Consider the following 24,039-nt stretch of genomic DNA (forward strand, 5'->3'; position numbering starts at 1 on the left):
CCGCTGGCAGCGATTGACCGGCCGTTGGCAGCATCGAAGCGGTCAGCGGTGCCAGTCGCCGTCGGTCTCCTCGATCACGACGCTGCCGGTGTCGGTGCGCGCGGTGATCTGGCTCGTCGCTTCGGCGGCGTCGGAGGTCTCCGGCACCCGCACCTGCGTGGAATCGCCGGACTGCGCGCGAACGAGGTAGGGGCCCCGGTCGGGGAGCCCGAGGACGATCTCGCCGGTGCGGCTGATCGCCTCGACGGTGCGCGGCGCCGCGTCACGGAAGTCGACGACGATGTCGCCGTCGGATGTGTTGACCGCGAACCGCTCCCGCACCGAGATCGGGTCGCGCGCGGTCACCTCTCCGTCGACGGTCTGCACCTCGACGCGCCGCGCCGAGCCGCTGAGCACGATGGCCCCGCGCGTGGTGCGCGCGCTCAGCTGGTCGACGTCGGCCTCGGCGAGCACCACACCGGTCTCCTGCTGGGTGCGCACGCTGAGCCGGCGGGCCTGTTCGGGCGGGAGCGCGACGGTGATCTCCCCGCCTCGCGCCCATCCGAACGACGGCGACGGCTCACCCTCGAGGACGATGCGGGTCTCCGACCCGGCCGTGGTGACCGCGAGCCGGTGCTCGCCACCGCTCGCGGTGTTCACCAGGCGCAGGTTCGCGCGGCCCTCCCGAGTCTGCGGATCGCTGGTGATGCGCACGGCCACCGGGATGTCGGCGGTGTCGATCACCAGCGACCGCATGGCCGACGGCAGCGCGTGGCTGTCGCTGAGCACGCGCACGGTGCTCAACCCCCATGCCGTGACGGCCAGCGCCGCAACGCTGCCCACCACGAGCACGGCCGCGGCGGCGATGAGCGCGCCCCGCAGCGCGGTCCGTCCGCCTGGGGACAGCTCGGGTGGGGGGCCGACGGGAGCCGGAGGTGGGGGAGTGATCGTCGTCATCGGATGTCCTTCCGGGCGTTCAGGATTCGAGGAACCGCAGGACGGCCAGTACGCGGCGGTTCTCGGTCTCGTCGGGGGCCAGGTTCAGCTTGGTGAAGATGGAGGCGATGTGTTTCTCGGCCGAACCGACCGAGATGTGCATTCCGGTCGCGATCGCCGAGTTCGTCTTGCCCTCCGCCATGAGCTGGAGCACCTCGTGCTCACGGGGGGTCAACTGTTCGAGCGTCGCGCGCCGGTGTGAGCGCACCAGTATCTGCGAGACCACCTCGGGATCGAGCACCGTCCCGCCGTTGCCGACGACCTCGACGGCGTCGAGGAAGGCCGGCACGTCGGCCACCCGGTCCTTGAGCAGGTAGCCGAAACCTCTGGTGTCCGAGGCGATCAGCTCGGCGGCGTAGCGCTGTTCGACGTAGTGCGACAGGACCAGGACCGGGGACTCCGGGTTCTGGCTGCGCAGCAACGCGGCCGCTCGGATGCCCTCGTCGGTGAAGGTCGGCGGCATCCGCACGTCGAGGATCGCCAGATCGGGACGGGTCTCGTTGACCAGCCGCAACAGGTTGGTGGCATCGGGGACGCCGGCGACCACGTCGTGGCCGGCGTCGGCGAGGATGCGTTCGATCCCGGCACGCAGCAGCGCGGAATCCTCGGCGATCACGATGCGCATGGCAGCACCGCGGTGACGATCGTGGGTCCGGTCGACGGGCTGGACACCGAGAACGTGCCGCGCGCCGCGCGCACCCGTTCGTCGAGACCCCGAAGGCCCGTGGCGTTGTCGTCGTCGGCGATCGCCGCACCGCCGCGTCCGTCGTCGAAGACCGACACGTACAACGAGTTCGACGGTTCGTCGAACCGCACCGTGACCACGGCCTGACTGGCGCCCGCGTGTTTGGCGACGTTCGTCAGGGCCTCGGCGACGACGAAGTAGGCGACGGACTCGGTCTCGTCGGGCAGTCGCCGCGGCAGCTCCAGGTTCAATGTCGTGGGCACACCGGAGTTCTCGGCCCGTTGCACGACGGCGGACAACGCCGCGTCGAGCCCGCGGTCGGCGAGGATCGTGGGCGCGATGCCCCGCACCACGTTGCGCAGTTCGACCAGAGCGTTCTTCGCCTCGTCGTGCGCCTCGGCGATCAACTGCTTCGCCGCGGGCAGATCGGTGTCGAGCTTGGTCTGCGCCAGGCCGATCGCCATGGCCAGCGACACCAGCCGCGGCTGGACGCTGTCGTGCAGATCCCGTTCGATGCGGTGACGTTCCGTCTGCGCCGACGACACCGCGCCCGCCCGGGCATCGCTGAGCGCGCTGACCTCGTACTTCAGCGCCGCGGTGGGCGACGGGGTGAGCAGCCGGCGATCGATGATCGCGTCGAGTGCGGGCGCGAAGACCAGGATCGCGACCGACGCCGCCACGGCCACCACCGCCAGCGGCCAGGCGAGGGCAGGCGGGAGGAACGCCAGACCCGCGGCGTCGTCACTGTGGTCGATGGCCAGCGCGGCCGCCGGCGCCAGGAACCCGAACGCCAACAGCGCGAAGGCCAGCGCGGTGGCGAGGACGTCGTAGACCATCCGCAGGTAGTGGTGGGCGAAGACCTTCCAGAACCGGGCGCTGCTGACGTCCAGCCACAGCTGATGCAACCAGCCCTGGAAGCCGGTGTAGGTGGTCAGGCGCCGGAACGGGCGCCCGATACCCATCCCGAACACCGCCTCACTGCGCACGCGCTCGACCCGGTCGATGCCCCGGACCAGATAGATGAAAACCACTGCGGCCAGGATGAATCCGATGACCGACGGGATCGAGGACGTGCCGAGCACCAGGATCCCCAACGGGATCCAGAACCACACCACGCCGATGGCGGCGCCGGTCAGCACGGAAGCCGTCGGGACTATGCCGATGGTGCGGGGTGGTGACGGGGTGTGACTGACCGCGAGGGACGCGGGTGGGGGGCTGGTGACTGCGACCATGCATTCAACCTATGGAGTCCGCGTCCGCTGCGACACAGCGTTTTCCGCCGAGCCGGCCGGGGGTTAACCCCCGGATGCCAGAATCGCGGTGTGCGAATCGGAATGACCCTGCCGGTGATGGAGCCCGATCTCGACTCCGCGACGCTGCGCGCGTGGGCCCGGACGGTCGACGAGGGGCCGTTCTCCGCGTTGTGCTGGGGTGAGCGGATCGCCTTCGACAATCCCGAGAGCCTGACGCTGCTCGGTGCGGTGGCCGCCTGGACGGAACGCGTCCGGCTGGTGACGACGGTGGTCGTGCCGCAGTTGCACGATCCGGTCATGCTCGCCAAGGCACTCGCGACCGGCGATCTCATCAGTGGTGGCCGGTTGACGGTCGGCATCGGCGTCGGTGGCAGGCACGAGGACTACGAGGCGGTGGGCGCGGACCCGGCCACGCAGACCATGCGGCAGATGGCCGAACGCGTCGCGGTGATGAAGCGGGTCTGGGCGGGGGAGAAGGTGACCGAGTCCGTGCTGCCGGTGGGGCCGCCGCCGGTGCAGCCGGGCGGCCCGCCGCTGCTGGTCGGGACCATCGGGCCCAAGACGGTGCGCAGCGCGGCTGCGTGGGCCGACGGCATGGCGGGCACCATCCTCGACCTCGACCCGGCGAAGCAGGGCGAGCTGTTCGACGTCGCCCGCACCGCCTGGGCGGACGCCGGCAAGCCGCGGCCGCACCTGGCGACATCGTTCTGGTTCGCCATCGGCGAGCGCGACCAGGCGCGCGAACAGGTGCACCGGCACCTGCGCCGCTACATGAACTGGATCCCGGGCGAGTACGTCGACGCGATGGCCCCGGCGACGGGGTTCGCCGGCACGGAGGACGATCTGCTCGCGGTGCTCGAACGGTTCGACAAGATCGGCACCGACGAGGTGCACCTCATCCCGACCAGTTCGGACATCGGTCAGCTGACCCGGATCGCCGACGCGGTGAAGGACCGGGTGTAGCTCATGGCCGCCGACGGCCTTCCTCCGATCGTCTCGCGCGGCGAGTGGGAGCAGGCCCGGGCGGAACTGCTCATCCGCGAGAAGGAGCTGCGCGGCTGAAGGATTCGGTGAGTGCCGCGCGCCGTCGCCTGCCCATGGTCGAGGTGGCCGAGCCGTACGTGTTCGACCTGCTCGACCTCACCCCGTACGGCCGTCAGGAGACGTGGGAGGACTCGCCTTCCGGCTGGCCCCAGCGACCGCCCTATGAGTGGATGCGCCTGCACGACGCGTACTGAGCAGCCGTGGTGTGCGGCTGCGATGTACGCATTCCTCGTACATCCGGAGATATCCGGCGGCCATCACGGCCGGGGAGAACCGCCTCCGCGCCTCCGCGCGGCACCGGGCCGGCTCGATCTCGTCGGCCTGCGCGAGCATGTCGGCCAGCGCCGTCTCGTCGCCCGGTTCGGCGAGCCGGCCGGTGTCCGGGGCCACCAACTCCGGCATGCACCCGCGCCGGTAGGCCACCACCGGTGTGCCCAGCGCCAGCGATTCGATCACCGCGGTGCCACCCGGCTCCTCCCAGGTGAGCGGGAACAGCGTGGCGCGTGCCGTGGCCACCAGATGATCACGGGCCTCGCCCTCGAGACTGCCGACCCAGCGCACCCGCCGGTCGTCGATCAGCGGCGCCACCGCGCTGCGGTAGTACCGCACGTCGGGATACCGCTCGGCGTGGGGGTCGGCGGCCAGGTCCGCGGCGTTCGCGTAGGGCCCGACGGGGCCGGCCAGCACCAGGTCGACACCGCGCCGGTGGGCCAACCGTGCGGCCACGTGCTGACCCTTGGTCGGTGAGATCCGCGCGACGAGCGCGACATGTCGTCCCTTGGGCGCCGGATCGCGCGGCGCCGTTCGGGTGAGCGACGTCGCCAGGTAGACGTGGCCGAGGCTGCGCTGACGCAACGGCGCGGGCCCGCGTGCGATCTGCGCGGCCGACACCCCGTTCACCCAGAGGTGGTCGACCGACAGATTCCAGTACAGGCCAGGATGTTTGGACAGGTCCCAGTGCAGAGTGTGCAGAACCGGCGGCAACCGGCGCCCGGCCGCCGCGAGCACGGTCGGACCCACCGCCTCGAGGTGGTCGTGCACCAGGTCGACGTCACCGCGACGCGCCAACTCCGTCACCAACCGGTGCATGTGGGTCGCGGCGATGCCCATCACCTGGTTGTACGGCTCGGTGAGATGACGGAACTGCGGTTCGTCGAAGGTGACGATTCTCTCGTCGACGTCGACCGTGCTGCCCCCGACGGTGGCCAGGACCACCCGCACGCCGGCGCTGCGCAACTCCGGGATCAACGTCGCGACCATGTTCTCGATGCCGCCGTATCCGCGCGGCGGCACTGTCAGCCACGGGCCCGCGTTGATCAGCACCGTCAGCGACATGCAATCCGGGTACCCACCGTGAATCGACGTATACGTCAAAAAATGCATACCGACGCGTGCGGCGGGTATCCACCGCGGGCAAGGGGAGGGTGCCCATGTCTCGCTGCAGAGTCGCGTTCGTCGGAGCCGGTGGCGTCGCCGTCCGCCATGCCCGTCACCTCGCCGAGCTGCCCGACGTCGTCATCGCCTCGGTCACCGACCCCGCGGCACCCGCGGCCGACGCGTTCGCCCGCGCCACCGGGGCCGCGGTCGTCCCCGACCTGGCCGCACTCCTGGCCGACACGCCGGATGCCGTCTACGTCTGCGTCCCCCCGCACGCGCACGGGCCGATCGAGGAGTCGGTCGTCGATGCGGGCGTCGCGCTGTTCGTCGAGAAGCCGCTGGGCACCGATCCGGGCACCGCCCGGCGCATCGCGGACCTGATCGGCGAGCGCGGTGTCACCAGCGCCGTCGGCCATCACTGGCGGTACTCGGCGGCCGTCGGTCTGGTTCGGGAGATGTTGGGCGACAGCGTGATCCGGCTCGCCGTCGCGTCGTGGCTGGACCGGGTTCCGCCGGTGGCGTGGTGGTGCCGACGGGACCTGTCCGGCGGGCAGATCGTCGAGCAGGCGGTGCACGTGCTCGACATGCTGCGGTACCTGGTCGGCGAGGTCGCTGAGGTCAGCGCTTACGCCAACGCCGCCCCGCCGAGTTCGCCCGACGCCGACATCGACGGGGCGACCGCGGCGACGCTGCGTTTCGAATCGGGCGCGGTCGGCACGGTCGCCGCTGCGTGCTGCCTGACGTGGAAGCACCTGGCGGGCATCGACATCCACGCGGACGCGGTGAGCGTCGCGGTCCGCGAGGACGGCATCACCGCGCGTACGGCCGACGGAACGCTGCAGCGCGACCTCGAACCCGACGACGCCAAGAGGGCCGCCGATCGTGCCTTCATCGAGGCCGTGACGGGCCGCGGGGCGGGCCCCGACGGCATCCTCGTCGACTATGCCGACGCCCTGCGCACCCACGAAGTGGCCTGCGCCATCGCCGAATCCGCCGCCCGCGCGCGACCGGTGACGCTCCATGTCTGACGCCGGGTACGCCGTGGTCGTCGAGCGGCCCGGCGTGGTGGCGTGTGAGCCGCAGCCGTCGGACGGCGCCCTGCCCGAAGGCCGATTCGACGTCGCGACCGTGTTCAGCGGACTGTCCGCCGGGACGGACCTCAGCTGGGTCAAGGGCACGAATCCGGCGCTGCACCGGCACTGGGATCCGGACCTCGGGCTGTTCCTCGCAGGCGAACCGAACGCCGGTTACCCGGTGAAGAGGTTCGGCTACATGCAGGTCGGCCGGGTGGTCGAGAGCCGCGTGCCGTCGCTTGCCGCCGGTCAGCTCGTGGCGATGACCTACGGCCACCGCAGCCGGTACCGGGCGGATGCGCTGCGCGACCGGTTCGTCGTGCTGCCCGACGGGTTCGACGCGGTGCTGGGGATCTACGTCGCGCACATGGGCCCGATCTGCGCGAACGGACTGTTGCACGCCGCGGCCGACGTGGTGGGCGCCGACGTGCGGACCCTGGGCGACGGCGTGCGCGGCAGGCGGATCGCGGTCGTCGGCGCAGGCGTCGTCGGTCTGCTGACCGCGCTGCTGGCCGCCCACCACGGCGCGGCGGACGTCGTGGTGCTCGACGAGACGGCCGGAAGGCGGCACATCGCGGAACGCCTGGGCGTGACGGCGCTGGATCCGGCCGACGGCGACCCGGCGCTCTCGGTGAAGCAGCGCTGGGGCAGAGCCGGGGAGCGCGGTGCGGACGTGGTGTTCCAGTGTCGCGGGCGGGGCAGCGCGCTTGCCCTGGCGCTGCGGCTGCTGCGACCACAGGGCACGGTCATCGACCTGGCGTTCTACCAGGACGGGTGCGGGGACGTCCGGCTCGGCGAGGAGTTCCACCACAACGGGCTGTCGGTGCGTTGCGCGCAGATCGGCCGGGTGCCGCGGGGGACGGGTCACCTATGGAACCGCGACCGCCTCAGCGCGGAGACGGTCGCCTTCCTGCAGGTCCGCGGCGACGACGTCCGGGCGCATCTGATCACCGACTACGTGCCGCTGGCCGAGGCGCCGCAAACGCTGAGCCGGCTGGCGACCACTCGGCATCACGGGCTTCAGCTGGTCTTCTCCTGCTGAACGGCCCCGGCAGACGACAGTGGCCGCCTCGCATCAGCGAGGCGGCCACGATCGTTCGGTCAGCGCCGGATCAGAAACCGATCTTCGGCAGCTTGAACGGATTGTTCGGCGGGCCGAGGTTCAGCGGGTTGTTGGGCGGGCCGAGTTTCGGCGCCGGGAGGTTCACGCTGGGCATCCCGACGGCCGGCAGGCCGACGCCGCCCAGGGCGGGCGGGTGCAGATGGACCGGCGCACTGAAACCGATGTCCGGCACCACGTCCGGCAGGCCGACGGAGACCGGCACGCTGCCGTTCGCCTCGACCGGTGACGGCAGGTTGGCCACGTTCTTGGCGACCTCGCGAGACCACGCCTCGGGAATCTGGATCGGCGCCTTGTTCGCGTTGGTCTTCTTCTCGGCCGGCTTCTCCTCGGGCGCCCGCTCACAGGTCGCCGGGTCGGCACATTCGGCTCCGGCGACCGGTTCGGCTGAGGCGACCCCCGCGCCCAGGAACCAGGCCGGAAGGCCCACGACGCCGACGATCGACGCCCCGGCCAGTACTCGTTTGATATCCACAGTCAACCCCTCGGATAGGAAATCACCTAGATCGTAGCCCGTCCGAGCAAATTCCGCGTCGCCTTACCTGCCTTTGCAGATGCAAAGCCCGGCATGTGTTTAGCTTTGCGAACCACCCTCAGCATCTGCGCGGATGCGCTGGCAGCACCGGGTTGGGCCGGTGAACGTTGCGCCAGCAAACAGTGGCACGGGCGCGGTGCGGTGTTGAGCCGCAAAACGCGACGTGAGGGGTGTCAGTCAGCGAATCAGAGCGGTTGCGGCGGGTCTCGTCGCCGTCGATCGCCCGTCGGGCCGGAACGAGTTGTGACGAGGAAGTTCGAGATTGACCGGGGACAGTAGGCCGGCGGCGCAGGACGATCAGTGTGCTGCCGCGTCCACCGGTTCCCGCCGCAGGACGACGGCCGTCACATCGTCGCGGTCCAGATCACCGTTGGCTCGCGCGCACAGGGCATCGACCAACGCCTGCGGGCTGGTGCCGTGCTGCCGGGCGCACTGCGCCACGGCGGCCGACAGTTGCTCGACGGAGCCACCCCACAGGTCCATCACCCCGTCGCTGACCAGCAGGAGCGCGTCGCCGGGCTGTAGCGCTCCGTGCTTCTCGTCCCAGCCGCTGTCCAGCCCCACCGGCAGATCGCTCGAGGCCGCCCGCTCGACGCGGTTGGAACCGGTCCGGACGATGAAGTGCAGCCCGTGCCCGGCGTCGGCGAAGCGGAAGTCGCCGGTGACCAGGTCGACGAGCACGTAGGTGAGGGTGATGAACGCGCTGGTGCGCTGCAGGTCGTGGTCGACGATGCCGGCCACCCGGCTCATGGCAGCCGACGGGCTGAGCTGGGTGTCGTTGGCGCGCAGCGCGGCCCGCGTCGCCGCCGCGAGCATTCCCGCGCCCATACCCTTGCCCATCACGTCGCCGAGGCTCAGGACGGCGTGCGGAACCTCGACCCGGATGTCGTAGAAATCCCCACCCACCTGTTTGGCAGGCACCGATGCCGCCCCGGAACTCCAGCCGGGCGTCGGCGGCAGCTTCCCCGGCAGCAGCGCCCGTTGCACCTCGGCGGCGCGTTCGAGTTCCTCCTGTTCCAGCCGGCGGGCCCGCATCGCCTCGGTGATGTCGTAGAACTGCAGGGCCACCGTTCTGCTGTCCCGGTCATCGCTGATCAGCGAGATGCTGACGTTGAGGATCCGCCCGGCGCTGGTGGTCAGCGTGAGGCGCGCGTTGCCCTCGGTCAGCGCCTCGACCTCGGCGGACAGCGCGGCGGTCGCCTCGTCGCCGAGCAGGTCACTGAGCCGAGTCGGGGGATCGGCGAGCCCCGGGACGATGGCCACCGCGGAGTCGTTGGCGCGCAACACCTTCCAACCGTTGGCTTCGCGGGTGGCGATCACCATCCCGGCGACCGACGTGTCGAAGATCCGGCGGAACAGTTCCTCACTCTCGTTGAGCCGCCGCGCCGTGGTGCGCTCCTGGCCCACCGCGAGTGAGAGCGACAGGAAGACGACCACCATCGACAGCTCGAAGACCTGCAGGACCAGGTTGCCGATCTCCGGGTCGAGGAGCTGGAAGGCGAACGGTCCGGTGCCGTAGGCGCTGCCGGCCGAGGCGATCACGGCGATCCCCAGCATCAGCAAGATCAGTTCCCGCGTCGTCAGGCGCATCGCCACCCACACCAGCGGCATGAAGGGCAGGAACGACAGCGGCATCCCGGGGTTGAACGCGAACACGAACGTGACGAGGCCCAGCGTCGTGACGACCTGCGCGACGGTCTCGACAGGGCCTGCGGGCCGGGGGCGTCTCGGCAGGTGCATGAACAGCGGGACCAGCAGCAGCATCCCAGCGGCGTGCTTCGGCGCCGAGGTCACCAGCCGGATCCACGCCTCGGTGGAATCGGCCAGCAGGTAGGTGGCGCTGGCACCGACGAGGTCGTAGACCACCGCGGCCGTGCCGACGGCCAGCAGCAACCGGCCGAGGTCGCGTGGGGCCGACAGGGTCGGCAGGCAGTCGTTGCGCCCCCGCAGGATCAGGGTCGCGATGATCATCTCGAGGGCCACGGTGAGCGCCAGGGCGATCGCGAGCGGGGCGGGCCGCCCCGCCCAGAGCAGGAGCGGAAGGGTGATCGCGGCCACCGTGGCGGCCAGAGCCCAGACGTGCCGGCGTGGGAAGCGGATGCCCAGGCCGACGGCGATCCCGGCGACGGGCCACCATGCGGTGGAGGCCAGCGCGGTCGGCTGGGTCACCAGTGAGAGCCATCCGACGACGAGTACGGCGAGTAGGCAGCCGGCGACGAAGACGACGGTCGGCTTTCCGGAGCGAACCCGCTGATCTCCCAGCGCCCCCTGATCAGGATTCACCCGCTCACTTTTACACGCTGATCACAGGGAATGCGCGCAAGTCGGAGACCTCGACGACGCGTGCACGCGTGACGGCGCAGTTAATTTCGGGGGTCCGTCAAGGTGAGTGCCCCGGCAGGACGCGAACGTCTGCGCCGATTCGGTACGCGAAGTGGCTCGACCTGTACGCGATCCGGCTCGTCCCGACACCAGCCGGCGAACCGCCCATACACTCGGCAGCGCGTGGCTGTCCTTTACACATCGGCGCCGCAGTGACAAGAAAGCAGCAATGAGCAGAACCAACAGCGCGAGCCTCAGTGAGTGGCGGACCTACGGCACGGTTCCCATCGCCGCGGCTCTCGGCTACTCGATCAGCGTCATCCACGTCTACTCCCTCGGTGCGTTCATGCAGCCGCTGCAGGACGAATTCGGCTGGTCCCGGGCGCAAACCTCCGTCGGACTGACCATCGTCGGGATGGCCGCCGCGGCCGCCGCCCTGCCGATCGGCCTCATGGTCGACCGGTTGGGACCCCGGCGAGTCGGCCTCACCGGTGTCCTGCTGATGGCCGGGGCCTTCGCGCTGCTCGGCGGAGCCACTGGCTCGATGTGGAACTGGGTGTTGATGTGGTCGGTGCTCGCATTCGCGAGCTTCTGGGTGCAGACAACGGTGTGGACCAGTGCCGTGGCCACCCGGTTCGAGGCCTCCCGCGGGATCGCGTTCGCGGTGACGCTCTCGGGCGGCTCGCTGGCGGCCGCGTTGTTTCCGCCGCTCGCCACCGCACTCATCGAGGGCTGGGGCTGGCGTGCGACGTTCGTGGCCCTCGGGGTGGTGTGGGGCGGGGTGGTGGCGGTAACCGTCTTCCTGTTCTTCCGGGGCGCCAAGGACGTCAAGGAGCCTGCGGTACCCGCTGTCGAGGAGGTCGTCGTACCGGTGGTGGACCTACCCGGAGTCACCCTGCGGGAAGGCCTCACGTCGCTGACGTTCTATCGGTTGCTGGTGGCCGCCGGCCTGTTCGCCTTCACCACATTGGGGGTGGTCGTCCACCTCGTGCCGATCCTGCGCGACGCCGGTGCCGAGCCGCTGGCCGCCGCCGGAACGGCATCGCTGGTGGGCGTCTTCTCGATCGTCGGACGCTTGGGGGTGGGCTTCCTCCTCGATCGCTTCCCGGCACGGCTGGTGGGGTCATGCGCCTATCTGGTGCCGACCGTCGGCGCAGCGCTCCTCCTGCTCGACGGCTCGAATCCGCTCAGTCAGACCATCGCGGCGGCATTGTTCGGTTTGACCCTCGGCGCCGAGGTCGACGTCATCGCGTACCTGGCGTCGCGCTACTTCGGTCTACGCAACTTCGGCGGCCTGTTCGGCGGACTGGTCGCGGCGCTTTCCCTCGGGACGGCCTTCGGGCCACTGGCCGCGGGCGCTACATCCGATCACTTCGGCGACTACACGAACTTCCTCATCGTCACCATCGTCCTCATGGGTCTGAGCAGCGCCCTGCTCGCGAGCCTTGCACCGCAGCCGAGCTGGGCGACAAGCCTCGAGACCGCCCTGGAGTGAGCCCGTGACAGCGCGCGACCCGTAGACCACCATGCGGTCCAGCATCGAGATCCGATGATGGTCCCTTTTGGTTGGAGACCCCCGAATGACCGCGCGCTCCTCGGTCACCCCAGACGTCGTCGTCGAGGGGATCGGCAGTGGCGTGTCATGCAGGGCCAGCCAGCAATGGCGCCCGGTGACACGCTAGGGCGCGCGGAGGGCACGGGTGGTGACGACGACTCCACAAAGTCCCTGCCTGCGGAATTCTGGGTGCCCCCGGCAGGATTCGAACCTGCGGCCTTCTGCTCCGGAGGCAGACGCTCTATCCCCTGAGCTACGGGGGCGCGTTCTTCACGAACTGCGCCATTGGGCGTGGACAGCGTAACGCATCCTGCCCCGGGGAATGGATTCGGGCACTGACCACCCCAGACCATAGGATGGACCCCCGTGACACCCGCCGACCTCGCCGACTTGCTCAGGACCACCGCCACCGCTGTGTTGACCGAGCGCGGCCTCGACACCGCCGCGCTGCCCGCGACCGTCACGGTGGAGCGTCCCCGCAATCCCGAGCACGGCGACTACGCCACCAACCTGGCGCTGCAACTCGGTAAGAAGGTCGGCGCCAACCCCCGCGAATTGGCGGGATGGCTCGCCGAGGCGCTGACCGCCGCCGCAGGCATCTCGTCCGCGGAGGTGGCCGGTCCGGGATTCGTCAACCTGCGCATCGAGGCCGCCGCGCAGAACGTGATCGTCGGCGACATCATCACCGGCGCCGGGCGCTATGGGCACTCCGCCGCGCTCGCCGGACGCGACATCAACCTCGAATTCGTCTCGGCCAACCCCACCGGCCCGATCCACATCGGCGGCACGCGGTGGGCCGCCGTCGGCGATGCCCTGGGCCGACTGCTGGCCACCCAGGGCGCCGCGGTGGTACGCGAGTACTACTTCAACGACCACGGCGCGCAGATCGACCGGTTCGTCAGCTCGCTGATTGCGGCGGCGACGGGGGAGCCCACCCCCGAGGACGGCTACGCGGGCAGCTACATCGGCGACATCGCCGCCCAGGTGCTCGCCAAAGATCCGGGTGCGCTCGAGCTGCCCGACGATCAGATGCGCGAGGCGTTCCGCGCCATCGGCGCGGACCTGATGTTCGACCACATCAAGACCTCGCTGCACGAATTCGGCACCGACTTCGACGTGTTCACCCACGAAGACTCGATGCACAGCAGCGGTCGGGTCGACGAGGCGATCGCCCGGCTGCGGGACAACGGCGCGATCTACGAGAAGGACGGTGCGACCTGGCTGCGCACCACCGACTTCGGTGACGACAAGGACCGCGTCGTCATCAAGAGCGACGGCGCCCCCGCCTACATCGCCGGTGACCTCGCCTATTTCCTGGACAAGCGGCAGCGCGGGTTCGACCTGTGCATCTACATGCTCGGCGCGGACCACCACGGCTACATCGCCCGGCTCAAGGCCGCCGCAGCGGCGCTCGGCGACGACCCGGACACCGTCGAGGTGTTGATCGGCCAGATGGTCAACCTGGTCCGCGACGGCCAACCGGTGCGGATGAGCAAGCGCGCGGGCACCGTGATCACCCTCGACGATCTGGTCGAGGCGATCGGTGTCGACGCCGCCCGCTATGCGCTGATCCGCTCGTCTGTGGACACCCCGATCGACATCGACCTCGCGCTGTGGTCCTCGGCGTCCAACGAGAACCCGGTCTACTACGTGCAGTACGCCCACGCGCGGTTGTCGGCGCTCGCCCGCAATGCGGCCGACCTCGGCGTCGTCGCCGGCACCGACCACCTCGACCTGCTCACCCATGACAAGGAGGGCACGCTGATCCGCAACCTCGGCGAGTTCCCGCGGGTGCTGGAGTCGGCGGCCGCACTGCGCGAACCGCACCGGGTGTGCCGCTACCTCGAAGACCTCGCCGGTGACTACCACCGTTTCTACGACCAGTGCCGGGTGCTGCCCCAGGGCGACGAGGAACCGTCCGACCTGCACTCGGCTCGTCTGGCGCTCTGCCAGGCCACCCGTCAGGTGGTCGCCAACGGCCTGGCGATCCTCGGCGTGAGCGCCCCGGAGCGGATGTGAACGCCCATCCCGCCGGGCCCCGGCACGCCGAAGAGATCCACCACGGTGGCGCGCCGCCGCGTCCCGCCGGCCCCGACGAGGTGCTGCAGATCGCTCCGAACGTCTGGCCGCGCAACGCCGTTCGCGGCGCCGACGGCGTGGTGTCGATCGCCGGGGTGCCGATCACCGACATCGCCGCCCGGTTCGGCACACCGGTCTTCGTCATCGACGAGGACGACTTCCGCTCACGCTGCCGGGAGATCTCCGAGGCGTTCGGCGGCGGCGAGTACGTGCGTTACGCCGCAAAGGCTTTCCTGTGCACCGAGGTGGCACGATGGATCGACGAGGAGGGCCTGGCCCTCGACGTCGCCAGCGGCGGAGAACTCGCCGTCGCACTGCACGCCGGCTTCCCCGCCGAGCGGATCGCCCTGCACGGCAACAACAAATCGCTGGACGAACTGACACTGGCGGTCAAGTCCGGGGTGGGACACGTGGTCGTCGACTCGATGATCGAGATCGAACGCCTCGACGAGATCGCCGCCGGGGCGGGCGTGGTCCAGGACGTGCTGATCCGGGTCACCGTCGGTGTGGAAGCCCATACGCACGAGTTCATCTCGACCGCGCACGAGGATCAGAAGTTCGGGCTCTCGCTGGCCAGCGGGGCGGCGATGGACGCCGTGCGCCGGGTGTTCGAGGCCGACCACCTGCGGCTGGTCGGCCTGCACAGCCACATCGGCTCGCAGATCTTCGACGTCGCGGGATTCGAGATCGCCGCCCACCGCGTGATCGGTCTGCTGCGTGACGTCGTCGCCGAGTTCGGCGTGGACAAGACCGCGCAGATGTCCACCGTCGACCTGGGTGGTGGCCTGGGCATCTCCTATCTGCCGCAGGACGATCCGCCGCCGGTCGCCGACCTCGCCGCCAAGCTGAGCGCGATCGTGCGCGACGAGTCCGCGGCCGTCGGCCTGCCCACCCCGAAACTGGTGGTCGAGCCGGGCCGGGCGATCGCCGGACCGGGCACGATCACGCTGTATGAGGTCGGCACCGTCAAGGACGTGGCCGTCAGTGCGACCGCGAACCGCCGCTACGTGAGCGTCGACGGCGGGATGAGCGACAACATCCGCACCTCGCTCTACGGTGCCGAGTACGACGTCCGGTTGATCTCCCGGGTCAGCGAGGCCGGCCCGGCGCTGAGCCGGGTGGTCGGAAAGCACTGCGAGAGCGGCGACATCGTCGTGCGCGACACGTGGATCTCCGGCGACGTGGCGCCGGGCGATCTGCTCGGTGTGGCCGCGACCGGTGCCTACTGCTATTCGATGTCGAGCCGTTACAACCTGATCGGCCGGCCCGCGGTGGTGGCGGTGCGCGACGGACACGCGCGCCTGATCCTGCGCCGCGAGACGGTCGACGATCTGTTGAGTCTGGAAGTGAGTGGTCAATGAACAGTGACAAAGCGGTAGGCGACAAACCGGTGGGCGTAGCGGTCCTGGGCCTCGGCAATGTGGGCAGCGAAGTGGTCCGCATCATCGAGCAGAGCGCGACCGACCTGGCGGCACGCGTCGGCGCCCCGCTCGTGCTGCGCGGGGTGGGTGTGCGCCGGGTGGCCGACGACCGCGGGGTGCCGGCCGACCTGCTCACCGACAACGTCGAGGAACTGGTCTCCCGCGAGGACGTCGACATCGTCGTCGAGGTGATGGGTCCGGTCGAACCGGCCCGCAAGGCGATCCTCGCCGCGCTCGAACAGGGCAAGTCGGTGGTGACCGCGAACAAGGCGCTGATGGCGCAGTCGACGGGCGAGCTGGCCCAAGCCGCCGAGGCCGCCCGCGTCGACCTGTACTTCGAGGCCGCCGTCGCGGGCGCCATCCCGGTGATCCGTCCGCTGACCCAGTCGCTGGCCGGCGACAGCGTGCTGCGGGTGGCCGGAATCGTCAACGGCACAACGAATTACATCCTGTCGGCCATGAACGAGACCGGCGCCGACTACGACAGCGCGCTGGCCGATGCCAGTGCGCTCGGGTATGCCGAGGCGGACCCGACCGCCGACGTGGAGGGCTACGACGCCGCCGCCAAGGCCGCCATCCTGGCGTCCATCGCGTTCCACACGCGGGTGACCGCCGACGACGTCTATCGCGAAGGCATCACCCGGGTCACCGTCGAGGACTTCGAGAGCGCCCGGTCGCTGGGGTGCACGATCAAACTGCTCGCGATCTGCGAGCGGCTGACCACCGACGACGGCCAGCAACGCGTCTCGGCCCGGGTCTACCCGGCGCTGGTTCCGCTGGAGCACCCCCTGGCAGCGGTCAACGGCGCCTTCAACGCCGTGGTCGTCGAGGCCGAGGCGGCCGGCCGGTTGATGTTCTACGGCCAGGGCGCCGGTGGCGCGCCGACCGCGTCGGCGGTGATGGGCGACCTGGTGATGGCCGCGCGCAACCGCGTCCAGGGCGGCCGCGGACCGCGAGAGTCGAAGTACGCCAAACTGCCGGTGTCACCGATCGGGTTCATCCCCACGCGGTACTACGTCAACATGAACGTCGCCGACCGTCCGGGCGTCTTGTCCTCGGTCGCAGCCGAATTCGCCAGGCGTGAGGTCAGCATCGCCGAGGTGCGTCAGGAGGGTGTGGTCGACGAGGGTGGACAGCCCTGCGGTGCGCGCATCGTCGTGGTCACCCACCGTGCGACCGACGCGGCACTGTCCGAAACGGTCTCGGCCCTGGCCGAACTCGACGTCGTGCAGAGCGTCAACAGCGTGCTGCGCATGGAAGGAACAAGCGAATGAGCACGCCAGTGAACGCGGTGCACCGGCCGTGGCCCGGCCTGATCGAGGCCTACCGTGATCGGCTACCCGTCGGCGAGAACTGGACGCCGGTCACCCTGCTCGAGGGCGGCACACCGCTGGTGCACGCCAAGCGGCTGAGCGAATTCACCGGTTGCACAGTGCATTTGAAGGTCGAAGGGCTCAACCCGACCGGTTCGTTCAAGGACCGCGGGATGACGGTCGCCGTCACCGAATCCGCGGCCAGCGGTAAGCAGGCGGTGCTGTGCGCGTCGACCGGCAACACCTCGGCCTCGGCCGCGGCGTACGCGGCACGCGCGGGCATCACGTGCGCGGTGCTGATCCCGCAGGGCAAGATCGCGATGGGCAAGCTGGCCCAGGCGGTCATGCACGGCGCCAAGATCATCCAGATCGACGGCAACTTCGACGACTGCCTGGAACTCGCCCGCAAGCTGACCGCCGACTTCCCGACCGTCGCGCTGGTCAACTCGGTCAACCCGTACCGCATCGAGGGCCAGAAGACCGCCGCGTTCGAGATCGTCGACGTCCTGGGCACCGCACCCGACGTGCACGCCCTGCCGGTCGGCAACGCGGGCAACATCACCGCCTACTGGAAGGGCTACAGCGAGTATCACCGTGACGGCCTGTCCGACCGGCTGCCCCGCATGCTCGGCACCCAGGCGGCGGGGGCGGCGCCGCTGGTGACCGGTGAGCCCGTCAAGAACCCGGAGACGATCGCCACCGCGATCCGCATCGGCGCGCCCGCGTCGTGGACGTCGGCGGTGGAGGCCCAGCAGCAGTCGGGCGGCCGGTTCCTCGCGGCCACGGACGAGGAGATCCTCGCGGCGTACCACCTGGTGGCGCGCACCGAAGGGGTCTTCGTCGAACCAGCCTCGGCGGCCAGCGTCGCCGGACTGCTCAAGTCGATCGAGGACGGCTGGGTGGCCAAGGGTTCGACCGTGGTGTGCACGGTCACCGGAAACGGGCTCAAGGATCCCGACACCGCGCTCAAGGGCATGCCCGCCGTCACGCCGCTCGCGGTGGACCCCGTCGCGGTGGCCGGCGAACTCGGTCTGGTCTGACAGGACGTGCCGGTGACGCAGACTCTTCCCGTCGGGCTGACGGCGACGTCCACGGTCGCGGCGTCGAGCGCCAACCTCGGTCCCGGCTTCGACAGCCTGGGCCTGGCGCTCAGCCTCTACGACGACATCGTCGTGGAGACAGTCGAATCCGGGCTGACCGTCACCGTCGAGGGGGAGGGCGCCGGTCAGGTGGCCCTGGACTCCTCGCACCTGGTGGTGCGGGCGATCGAAGCCGGTCTGCGGGCGACCGGATGCGCCGCGCCGGGACTCGTGGTGCGGTGCCGCAACGACATCCCGCACTCACGCGGGCTCGGATCGTCGGCTGCGGCCGTCGTCGGCGGTTTAGCTGCCGCCAACGGCCTTGTCGCGCAGACTGATTCGACTCCGCTCACGGTGGAGCAGCTGATCCAGCTGTCGTCGGCGTTCGAAGGTCACCCGGACAACGCCGCGGCCGCCGTACTGGGCGGGGCGGTCGTCACCTGGACCGACGGCGCGGGTGCGCAGGCGCGCTACGCGGCCGCACCGTTGCGCGTGCATCCCGACATCCGCCTGTTCACGGCCATCCCACAGCAGCAGTCCTCGACCGCCGAGACGCGGGTGCTGCTGCCGGACACCGTCAGCCACCTCGCCGCGCGGTTCAACCTCAGCCGCGCGGCGCTGCTGGTGGTGGCGTTGACCGAACGTCCCGACCTGCTGATGGCCGCCACCGAGGACGTCCTGCACCAGCCGCAGCGGGCGTCGGCGATGCCGACGTCGGCGGAATTGATCCGGGTCCTGCGCTGTTGTGGTGTGGCAGCGGTGCTGTCCGGGGCCGGGCCCACGGTGATCGCCCTCGGTACCGATCCGGACCTGCCCGCCGAGGCGGCCGAGTTCGGCGCCGCCAACGGGTTCACGATCGCTGAGATGGCCGTGGGCGACGGTGTGCGCTGGTCAACCGGCGTCGCCGCACGCAGCTGAGGGTTGACACGCATCACGCCACGATTCTTGCTTCCGGCACGTAAGCGGGTTATTCTCGCTTTCGTCCAGCAATTGCAGCGTCTCTGCCTGCGCCGACACTAGGACGATCCTCATCTTTCCCGTGTTTCACTCGTGGACCGACGGTTCGCCCTATGGCGGCGAACTCCGGCGATCACCGTTGCACAGGCGACGGTGGAACCTTCGCGTTCGGCGGATCGGCTGAACAGCAAGGACATTTTGAGCCCTCGCGCAAACGCAATCAGCGAGGGAAAGAAAGGAAATCCGTGACCGATACGGACCTCTTCACGGCCGACAGCGCGCAGCGAACAGAGCTGCCGAACGTCGTGAACACCGAAGCTTCCCCGGCGTCGGAGACCCCGGCCGTCACCACGACGACCGCGGAGACCGCTCCGACCGCCGACGTCGCATCCGGCGACCGCGCGACCTCGCTGACCTCGATGGTTCTGCCGGAACTGCGCGCTCTGGCGCGGCAGATCGGCGTCGAAGGCGCCTCCGGCATGCGCAAGAGCGAACTGATCGCCGCCATCCGTGAGCGCCGCGGCGAGGGCAACGGCGCCAAGGCGGACAACACCGCGGCCGAGGCCGCCGCACCGCAGACGCCGCCGCGCCGCGAGCGTCGCAGCGCATCCCGCCAGGCCGGCGCCGCCGAGCCCAAGGCGACCGACACCAAGGCCCCCGAGACCAAGGCCCCCGAGCAGCCTGACTCCGACGCCGTCGAGACCAAGGCCCCCGAGAGCAAGGCCCCTGACACCAAGGCCCCTGAGCAGGCCACCGTCACCGCCCCGGCCGAACAGGCCGTCACGGAGCCGAAGAGCGAACGGCCCAGGAACGAGCGCACCAAGGCCGACCGGCCCGCGCAGCAGCAGTCCGACGCCGAACAGCCCAAGGGTGAGGCGCCCAAGTCCGACCAGGGCAAGGGTGACCAGCCCAGGGGCGAGCAGCGCCGTGCGGACCGTCAGCGGGGCGATCAGTCCGACGACCGGTCCGACAACGACCAGAGCCAGGGCCAGGGCAACCGCAACAACAACGCCGCCGACGGTGACGACGACGGCGACGGCCGCGGTGGCCGCCGCGGACGCCGGTTCCGCGACCGCAGGCGTCGCGGCGAGCGTGGCGGCGAGAGCGGCGGCGGCGCCGGTGACACCGAGATCCGCGAGGACGACGTCGTCCAGCCCGTCGCCGGCATCCTCGACGTCCTCGACAACTACGCGTTCGTCCGCACCTCGGGCTACCTGCCCGGGCCGAACGACGTCTACGTGTCGATGAACATGGTGCGCAAGAACGGACTGCGCCGCGGCGACGCCGTGACCGGTGCGGTCAAGGTGCCCAAAGAGGGTGAAGGCGGCGGCCAGAATCCGCGCCAGAAGTTCAACCCGCTGGTGCGTCTGGACAGCGTCAACGGCGGGCCGGTCGAGGACGCCAGGAAGCGTCCCGAGTTCGGCAAGCTGACCCCGCTGTACCCGAACCAGCGGCTGCGCCTGGAGACCTCTCCGGACAAGCTGACCACCCGCGTCATCGACCTGATCATGCCGATCGGCAAGGGGCAGCGCGCGCTGATCGTGTCGCCGCCCAAGGCCGGTAAGACCACGATCATGCAGGACATCGCCAACGCGATCACCCGCAACAACCCGGAATGCCACCTGATGGTGGTGCTCGTCGACGAGCGTCCGGAAGAGGTCACCGACATGCAGCGCTCGGTCAAGGGTGAGGTCATCGCCTCCACCTTCGACCGGCCGCCGTCAGACCACACCACCGTCGCCGAGCTGGCCATCGAGCGCGCCAAGCGTCTGGTGGAACAGGGCAAGGACGTCGTGGTGCTGCTCGACTCGATCACCCGTCTGGGCCGCGCGTACAACAACGCCTCGCCGGCGTCGGGCCGCATCCTGTCCGGTGGTGTCGACTCGACCGCGCTGTACCCGCCGAAGCGCTTCCTGGGCGCCGCGCGCAACATCGAAGAGGGCGGGTCGCTGACCATCGTCGCGACCGCGATGGTCGAGACCGGTTCGACCGGTGACACGGTGATCTTCGAGGAGTTCAAGGGCACCGGCAACGCCGAGCTCAAGCTGGACCGCAAGATCGCCGAGCGCCGGGTGTTCCCGGCGGTCGACGTGAACCCGTCGGGTACCCGTAAGGACGAGCTGCTGCTCGGCCCTGACGAGTTCGCGATCGTGCACAAGCTGCGCCGGGTGCTGTCGGGTCTCGACAGCCATCAGGCCATCGACCTGCTGATGAGTCAGCTGCGCAAGACCAAGACGAACTACGAGTTCCTGGTGCAGGTCTCCAAGACCGCGCCGGGGTCGGCGGACAACGACTGATCCGCTCGCCGAGGAGGCCCCTGCCGCGAGGCGGGGGCCTCTTTCGTGTCGACTGTGCGTTCAGGGCGCCGACTGTGAACACAGGGCGGGAAATCCGCGTCAGCGCCGCCCTGGATGCACACTCGGCGCCTGCGACGGTCAGAGCGAGGGATCGGCCTCGAGGCCCGGCATCACATACCTGCGGACGTGGGTCAGCAGGGCCGCCGGGTCCGCGGGGTCGAGGGTGTTGCCCGGAACCGTCGCCAGCGAGATCACCGACCGCGCCACCCACTCCGACGCCTCGGCCACGTCGGTGTCCGGGTGGATCTCGCCCCGGTCGCGGGCGGCCACGAGGTAGCGGCTCCAGAAGTCGGCGAGGTCGGGCACCAGACCCTGCACGCCGGCACCGGCGCAGGCCGCGAACTCCTCGGGTTCCTCGAGGCGGAGCCTCATCAGCAGGGCGCCCGGATCGTCGTAGGCCTGCCGGCCGTGCCGGATGCCCGCCACGATCTGTTCGGCGAGCCCGTCGATGGGCTCGAGCACCGCGTGCGCCTCGGACCAGTAGGCCTCGTTGAGCCGCACGATCGCCGCGCCGAGCAAGGACGGCTTGTCCGGGAAATGCCGGTACAGCCAGCCGCGGGACACCCCGGCCACCTCAGCCACCTCGGACACCGTCGTGGCGCGAATCCCCTTGGCGCGCAAGCAGGATTCCGCTGCATCGATCAGCCGGTCACGTGCAGACCGCGTGGGCGTCGTTGCCGTCACCGGGCTTCGGCCTCCTTAGGGCGTTTCGCCGCGCGGGCAACGCGACGAGTGCATTCTGCCAACAGGCGCGCCGCCACGGTGCGCCGGACGAACATGGTAGACAGATTGGCGAATCTGTTCACTCAAAGATCGAGGTGGACTCGTGCCGGACACTCTGCAGGGCTTGCTGCGCGAGCGCGCCGACTCCGACGCCGTCGCGGTTCGCTATGGCGACCGCAGCTGGACGTGGCGCGAACACATCGCGGAGGCGTCCCGGCAGGCTGCCGCGGTCATCGCCGCCGCTGATCCGGCCCGTCCGCTGCACGTCGGCGTCCTGCTGGGCAACACGCCGGACATGCTCACCGCGCTGGCCGCCGCGGCACTCGGCGGCTACGTGCTGTGCGGGGTCAACACGACCAGGCGGGGGGAGGCGCTGGCCCGGGACATCGCGCGGGTGGACTGCCAGATCCTGCTGGTCAACCCCGAACACCGTGGGCTCATCGACGGGCTCGACCTGCCCGGCGTCACCGTCGTCGACACCGGCACCGACGACTGGGCTCAGCGCCTGGCCACCGCGCCCGAGCTCACCCCACACCGCGAAGTCGGCGCCGACGACACGTTCATGATGATCTTCACCTCGGGCACCAGCGGCGAACCCAAGGCCGTACAGGTGCCCCACGCGATGGTCCTGTTCGCCGGCAGCGCCCTGGTGGAGCGCTACGGGCTCACCGAGGACGACGTCTGCTATCTGGCCATGCCGCTGTTCCACTCCAACGCCGTGTACGCGGGCTGGAGCGTCGCGGTCGGCGCGGGCGCGGCCATGGCCCCGGCGGCGTTCTCGGCGTCCCGGTTCCTGTCCGACGTCCGCCACTACGGCGCCACCTACATGAACTACGTCGGCAAACCGCTGGCCTACATCCTCGCGACCACCGAGAAGCCCGACGACCACGACAACCCGCTGCGCATCGCCTTCGGCAACGAGGCCGCCGACCGCGACATCGAGGCGTTCGGCCGGCGGTTCGGCTGCACGGTCTGGGACGGATTCGGGTCGACCGAGACCGCGGTCATCATCACCCGGCCCGACGACTGCCCGCACGGATCGATCGGCAAGGGCTTCCCGGGCGTCGCGATCTACGACCCCGACACGGTCAGTGAATGCGAGGTGGCCCGGTTCGACGAGAACGGGGCGCTGCTCAACGCCGACGCCGCGATCGGTGAGCTGGTCAACACCGCCGGCGGTGGACTGTTCCGCGGTTACTACAACGATCCGGGCGCCACGGGCGAGCGGATGCGCCACGGCATGTACTGGTCGGGCGACCTCGCCTACCGCGACGCCGACGGGTGGATCTATCTGGCCGGCCGCACCGGGGACTGGATGCGCGTCGACGGCGAGAACCTCACCGCGGCGCCCATCGAACGAATCTTATTGCGGCTGCCCGCGATCAACCGCGTCGCGGTCTACCCGGTACCCGACGACCATGTCGGCGACCAGGTGATGGCCGCGGTCGTGCTCCAGGACGACGCGAAGCTGACGCCCGAGGAGTTCGAGGAGTTCCTCACCGCCCAGCGCGATCTCTCGACGAAGGGCAGGCCGCGGTATGTGTGGATCGCCGACGATCTGCCGAGTACCGCGACAAACAAGATCCTCAAGCGCGAACTGGTCGCGATGGGCGCCGAACCGCGAGGCAGGCTGCTGTGGAAACGCGACCGCAACACCTACCGGGTCCTGGCCGAGCCGTCGGTCAGCGGTACGGATCGGTGATCTCGCGCAGCGACACCATCGCCTCGCACAGCCGGTCGAAGGCCTCCGCTCCCAGGTGTGACCGCCACTCCCGCTCGACCACCGCGAGCTCGGCCGCCGCGGCGGCGCACAACCGCTGCCCACGGTCGCTCAGCATCACCAGGCGGGCCCGCGCGTCGGTGGGATCGGGCGTGCGGACGACGTAACCGGCGCGTTCGAGTTGGTCGACCAGCGCGCCGGCCGTCTGCTTGGTGACCCGCGCCTCTTCGGCGAGATCGGTGAGGCGGATGCCGTCCGGGCGTAGCCGCTGGCCGATCCGGCTCTGGGCCAGTGTGAGGTCGTCGAAGCCCGCGGCGCGCAGGGCGTCGTGGATCCGCGCCTCCGCGGCACGGTGCGCGACGAACATGAGCGTCGTGACGCTCGGAGTTTCGGCCACCCGTTGACTTTAGTACATTTCCCTGACTAATTTAGTCAGGGAAGCTGACTAATA

General features: G+C 70.0%; 19 protein-coding genes and 1 tRNA gene. 11 read left to right on the forward strand and 9 right to left on the reverse strand.

The features are described 5' to 3' along the window. Positions 1 to 42: 42 nt before the first annotated feature. Genes AU195_RS07285 through AU195_RS07295 form a run of 3 tightly spaced genes read right to left on the reverse strand, consistent with a single transcriptional unit; the run spans position 43 to position 2,892 of the window. Positions 43 to 936, reverse strand: coding sequence for a DUF4097 family beta strand repeat-containing protein (locus AU195_RS07285; RefSeq protein WP_059158397.1), 894 nt, complete (start codon positions 934 to 936; stop codon positions 43 to 45). A gap of 19 nt (positions 937 to 955) precedes the next feature. After that, positions 956 to 1,600: a response regulator transcription factor gene (locus AU195_RS07290; protein ID WP_059158398.1), complete on the reverse strand. Its 645-nt coding sequence runs from the start codon at positions 1,598 to 1,600 to the stop codon at positions 956 to 958. Then, entirely contained in the window at positions 1,588 to 2,892 is a 1,305-nt protein-coding gene (locus tag AU195_RS07295; RefSeq protein WP_059158399.1) for a sensor histidine kinase, read from the reverse strand. The genes AU195_RS07290 and AU195_RS07295 overlap by 13 nt, the downstream gene beginning before the upstream one ends. 102 nt (positions 2,893 to 2,994) lie before the next feature. Here AU195_RS07295 and AU195_RS07300 point away from each other — a divergent pair, with 102 nt between their 5' ends. After that, complete coding sequence (locus AU195_RS07300; protein ID WP_059158400.1) at positions 2,995 to 3,876, forward strand: LLM class flavin-dependent oxidoreductase; 882 nt, start codon at positions 2,995 to 2,997, stop codon at positions 3,874 to 3,876. A gap of 177 nt (positions 3,877 to 4,053) precedes the next feature. Here the strand turns inward: AU195_RS07300 and AU195_RS07305 are convergent, their stop codons facing one another. Continuing rightward, positions 4,054 to 5,292 carry a glycosyltransferase gene (locus tag AU195_RS07305; RefSeq protein ID WP_059158401.1) on the reverse strand — a complete coding sequence of 413 codons (1,239 nt, stop codon included), beginning with the start codon at positions 5,290 to 5,292 and terminating at the stop codon, positions 4,054 to 4,056. Between the two features lie 95 nt (positions 5,293 to 5,387). Here AU195_RS07305 and AU195_RS07310 point away from each other — a divergent pair, with 95 nt between their 5' ends. Next, the gene (locus tag AU195_RS07310) at positions 5,388 to 6,362 is read left to right on the forward strand and encodes a Gfo/Idh/MocA family protein (protein WP_059158402.1); all 975 of its coding nucleotides are present in this window, start codon (positions 5,388 to 5,390) and stop codon (positions 6,360 to 6,362) included. Continuing rightward, positions 6,355 to 7,449: a zinc-dependent alcohol dehydrogenase gene (locus AU195_RS07315; RefSeq protein ID WP_059158403.1), complete on the forward strand. Its 1,095-nt coding sequence runs from the start codon at positions 6,355 to 6,357 to the stop codon at positions 7,447 to 7,449. Before AU195_RS07310 ends, AU195_RS07315 begins: the two co-directional genes overlap by 8 nt. A 70-nt stretch (positions 7,450 to 7,519) precedes the next feature. On the opposite strand, the gene AU195_RS07320 is transcribed toward AU195_RS07315, so the two are convergent. Then, the gene (locus tag AU195_RS07320; protein ID WP_059158404.1) at positions 7,520 to 8,002 is read right to left on the reverse strand and encodes a hypothetical protein; all 483 of its coding nucleotides are present in this window, start codon (positions 8,000 to 8,002) and stop codon (positions 7,520 to 7,522) included. Positions 8,003 to 8,359: 357 nt separating this feature from the next. Then, positions 8,360 to 10,345, reverse strand: a complete 1,986-nt coding sequence (locus AU195_RS07325) for a SpoIIE family protein phosphatase (protein ID WP_059158405.1) — start codon at positions 10,343 to 10,345, stop codon at positions 8,360 to 8,362. A gap of 268 nt (positions 10,346 to 10,613) precedes the next feature. On the opposite strand from AU195_RS07325, the gene AU195_RS07330 reads away from it, so the two are divergent. After that, positions 10,614 to 11,879, forward strand: coding sequence for an MFS transporter (locus AU195_RS07330; RefSeq protein WP_059158406.1), 1,266 nt, complete (start codon positions 10,614 to 10,616; stop codon positions 11,877 to 11,879). Positions 11,880 to 12,129: 250 nt separating this feature from the next. On the opposite strand, the gene AU195_RS07335 is transcribed toward AU195_RS07330, so the two are convergent. Beyond that, a tRNA-Arg gene (locus AU195_RS07335) sits at positions 12,130 to 12,202 on the reverse strand. 103 nt (positions 12,203 to 12,305) lie between these two features. On the opposite strand from AU195_RS07335, the gene argS reads away from it, so the two are divergent. The 6 genes from argS (at position 12,306) to rho (ending at position 21,085) form a co-directional block, all read left to right on the forward strand. Continuing rightward, positions 12,306 to 13,958: an arginine--tRNA ligase gene (gene argS / locus AU195_RS07340; RefSeq protein WP_059158407.1), complete on the forward strand. Its 1,653-nt coding sequence runs from the start codon at positions 12,306 to 12,308 to the stop codon at positions 13,956 to 13,958. Between the two features lie 35 nt (positions 13,959 to 13,993). Beyond that, entirely contained in the window at positions 13,994 to 15,379 is a 1,386-nt protein-coding gene (gene lysA, locus AU195_RS07345) for a diaminopimelate decarboxylase (protein ID WP_172800497.1), read from the forward strand. Continuing rightward, positions 15,376 to 16,713, forward strand: coding sequence for a homoserine dehydrogenase (locus AU195_RS07350; protein ID WP_059158409.1), 1,338 nt, complete (start codon positions 15,376 to 15,378; stop codon positions 16,711 to 16,713). Before lysA ends, AU195_RS07350 begins: the two co-directional genes overlap by 4 nt. Then, positions 16,710 to 17,792, forward strand: coding sequence for a threonine synthase (gene thrC / locus AU195_RS07355; RefSeq protein ID WP_059158410.1), 1,083 nt, complete (start codon positions 16,710 to 16,712; stop codon positions 17,790 to 17,792). The genes AU195_RS07350 and thrC overlap by 4 nt, the downstream gene beginning before the upstream one ends. A 12-nt stretch (positions 17,793 to 17,804) precedes the next feature. Continuing rightward, complete coding sequence (gene thrB, locus AU195_RS07360; RefSeq protein WP_059158439.1) at positions 17,805 to 18,749, forward strand: homoserine kinase; 945 nt, start codon at positions 17,805 to 17,807, stop codon at positions 18,747 to 18,749. A 284-nt stretch (positions 18,750 to 19,033) separates the two neighbouring features. Beyond that, a complete protein-coding gene (rho, locus tag AU195_RS07365; RefSeq protein WP_059158411.1) occupies positions 19,034 to 21,085 on the forward strand; it encodes a transcription termination factor Rho in 2,052 nt (683 codons plus the stop codon). A 138-nt stretch (positions 21,086 to 21,223) separates the two neighbouring features. On the opposite strand, the gene AU195_RS07370 is transcribed toward rho, so the two are convergent. Next, a complete protein-coding gene (locus AU195_RS07370; RefSeq protein WP_059158412.1) occupies positions 21,224 to 21,829 on the reverse strand; it encodes a TetR/AcrR family transcriptional regulator in 606 nt (201 codons plus the stop codon). A 142-nt stretch (positions 21,830 to 21,971) separates the two neighbouring features. Between AU195_RS07370 and fadD1 the strand changes: the two genes are divergently transcribed. Next, the gene (gene fadD1 / locus AU195_RS07375) at positions 21,972 to 23,570 is read left to right on the forward strand and encodes a fatty-acid--CoA ligase FadD1 (RefSeq protein ID WP_059158413.1); all 1,599 of its coding nucleotides are present in this window, start codon (positions 21,972 to 21,974) and stop codon (positions 23,568 to 23,570) included. On the opposite strand, the gene AU195_RS07380 is transcribed toward fadD1, so the two are convergent. Beyond that, on the reverse strand, positions 23,551 to 23,985 hold the full coding sequence (locus tag AU195_RS07380; RefSeq protein ID WP_059158414.1) for a MarR family winged helix-turn-helix transcriptional regulator: 435 nt from the start codon (positions 23,983 to 23,985) through the stop codon (positions 23,551 to 23,553). The two genes, fadD1 and AU195_RS07380, sit on opposite strands and share 20 nt — an antisense overlap. Between the last annotated feature and the right edge of the window lie 54 nt (positions 23,986 to 24,039).

Origin of the sequence: Mycobacterium sp. IS-1496 (genome assembly GCF_001499995.1) — a bacterium.
Classification (GTDB): Bacteria; Actinomycetota; Actinomycetes; order Mycobacteriales; family Mycobacteriaceae; genus Mycobacterium.

Bases quoted from the DNA above. Each gene is read 5' to 3' on its own strand.
- AU195_RS07285 (WP_059158397.1), bottom strand. From the start codon at position 936: ATGACGACGATCACTCCCCCACCTCCGGCTCCCGTCGGCCCCCCACCC.
- AU195_RS07290 (WP_059158398.1), bottom strand. From the start codon at position 1,600: ATGCGCATCGTGATCGCCGAGGATTCCGCGCTGCTGCGTGCCGGGATC.
- AU195_RS07295 (WP_059158399.1), bottom strand. From the start codon at position 2,892: ATGGTCGCAGTCACCAGCCCCCCACCCGCGTCCCTCGCGGTCAGTCAC.
- AU195_RS07300 (WP_059158400.1), top strand. From the start codon at position 2,995: ATGACCCTGCCGGTGATGGAGCCCGATCTCGACTCCGCGACGCTGCGC.
- AU195_RS07305 (WP_059158401.1), bottom strand. From the start codon at position 5,292: ATGTCGCTGACGGTGCTGATCAACGCGGGCCCGTGGCTGACAGTGCCG.
- AU195_RS07310 (WP_059158402.1), top strand. From the start codon at position 5,388: ATGTCTCGCTGCAGAGTCGCGTTCGTCGGAGCCGGTGGCGTCGCCGTC.
- AU195_RS07315 (WP_059158403.1), top strand. From the start codon at position 6,355: ATGTCTGACGCCGGGTACGCCGTGGTCGTCGAGCGGCCCGGCGTGGTG.
- AU195_RS07330 (WP_059158406.1), top strand. From the start codon at position 10,614: ATGAGCAGAACCAACAGCGCGAGCCTCAGTGAGTGGCGGACCTACGGC.
- AU195_RS07350 (WP_059158409.1), top strand. From the start codon at position 15,376: ATGAACAGTGACAAAGCGGTAGGCGACAAACCGGTGGGCGTAGCGGTC.
- thrC (WP_059158410.1), top strand. From the start codon at position 16,710: ATGAGCACGCCAGTGAACGCGGTGCACCGGCCGTGGCCCGGCCTGATC.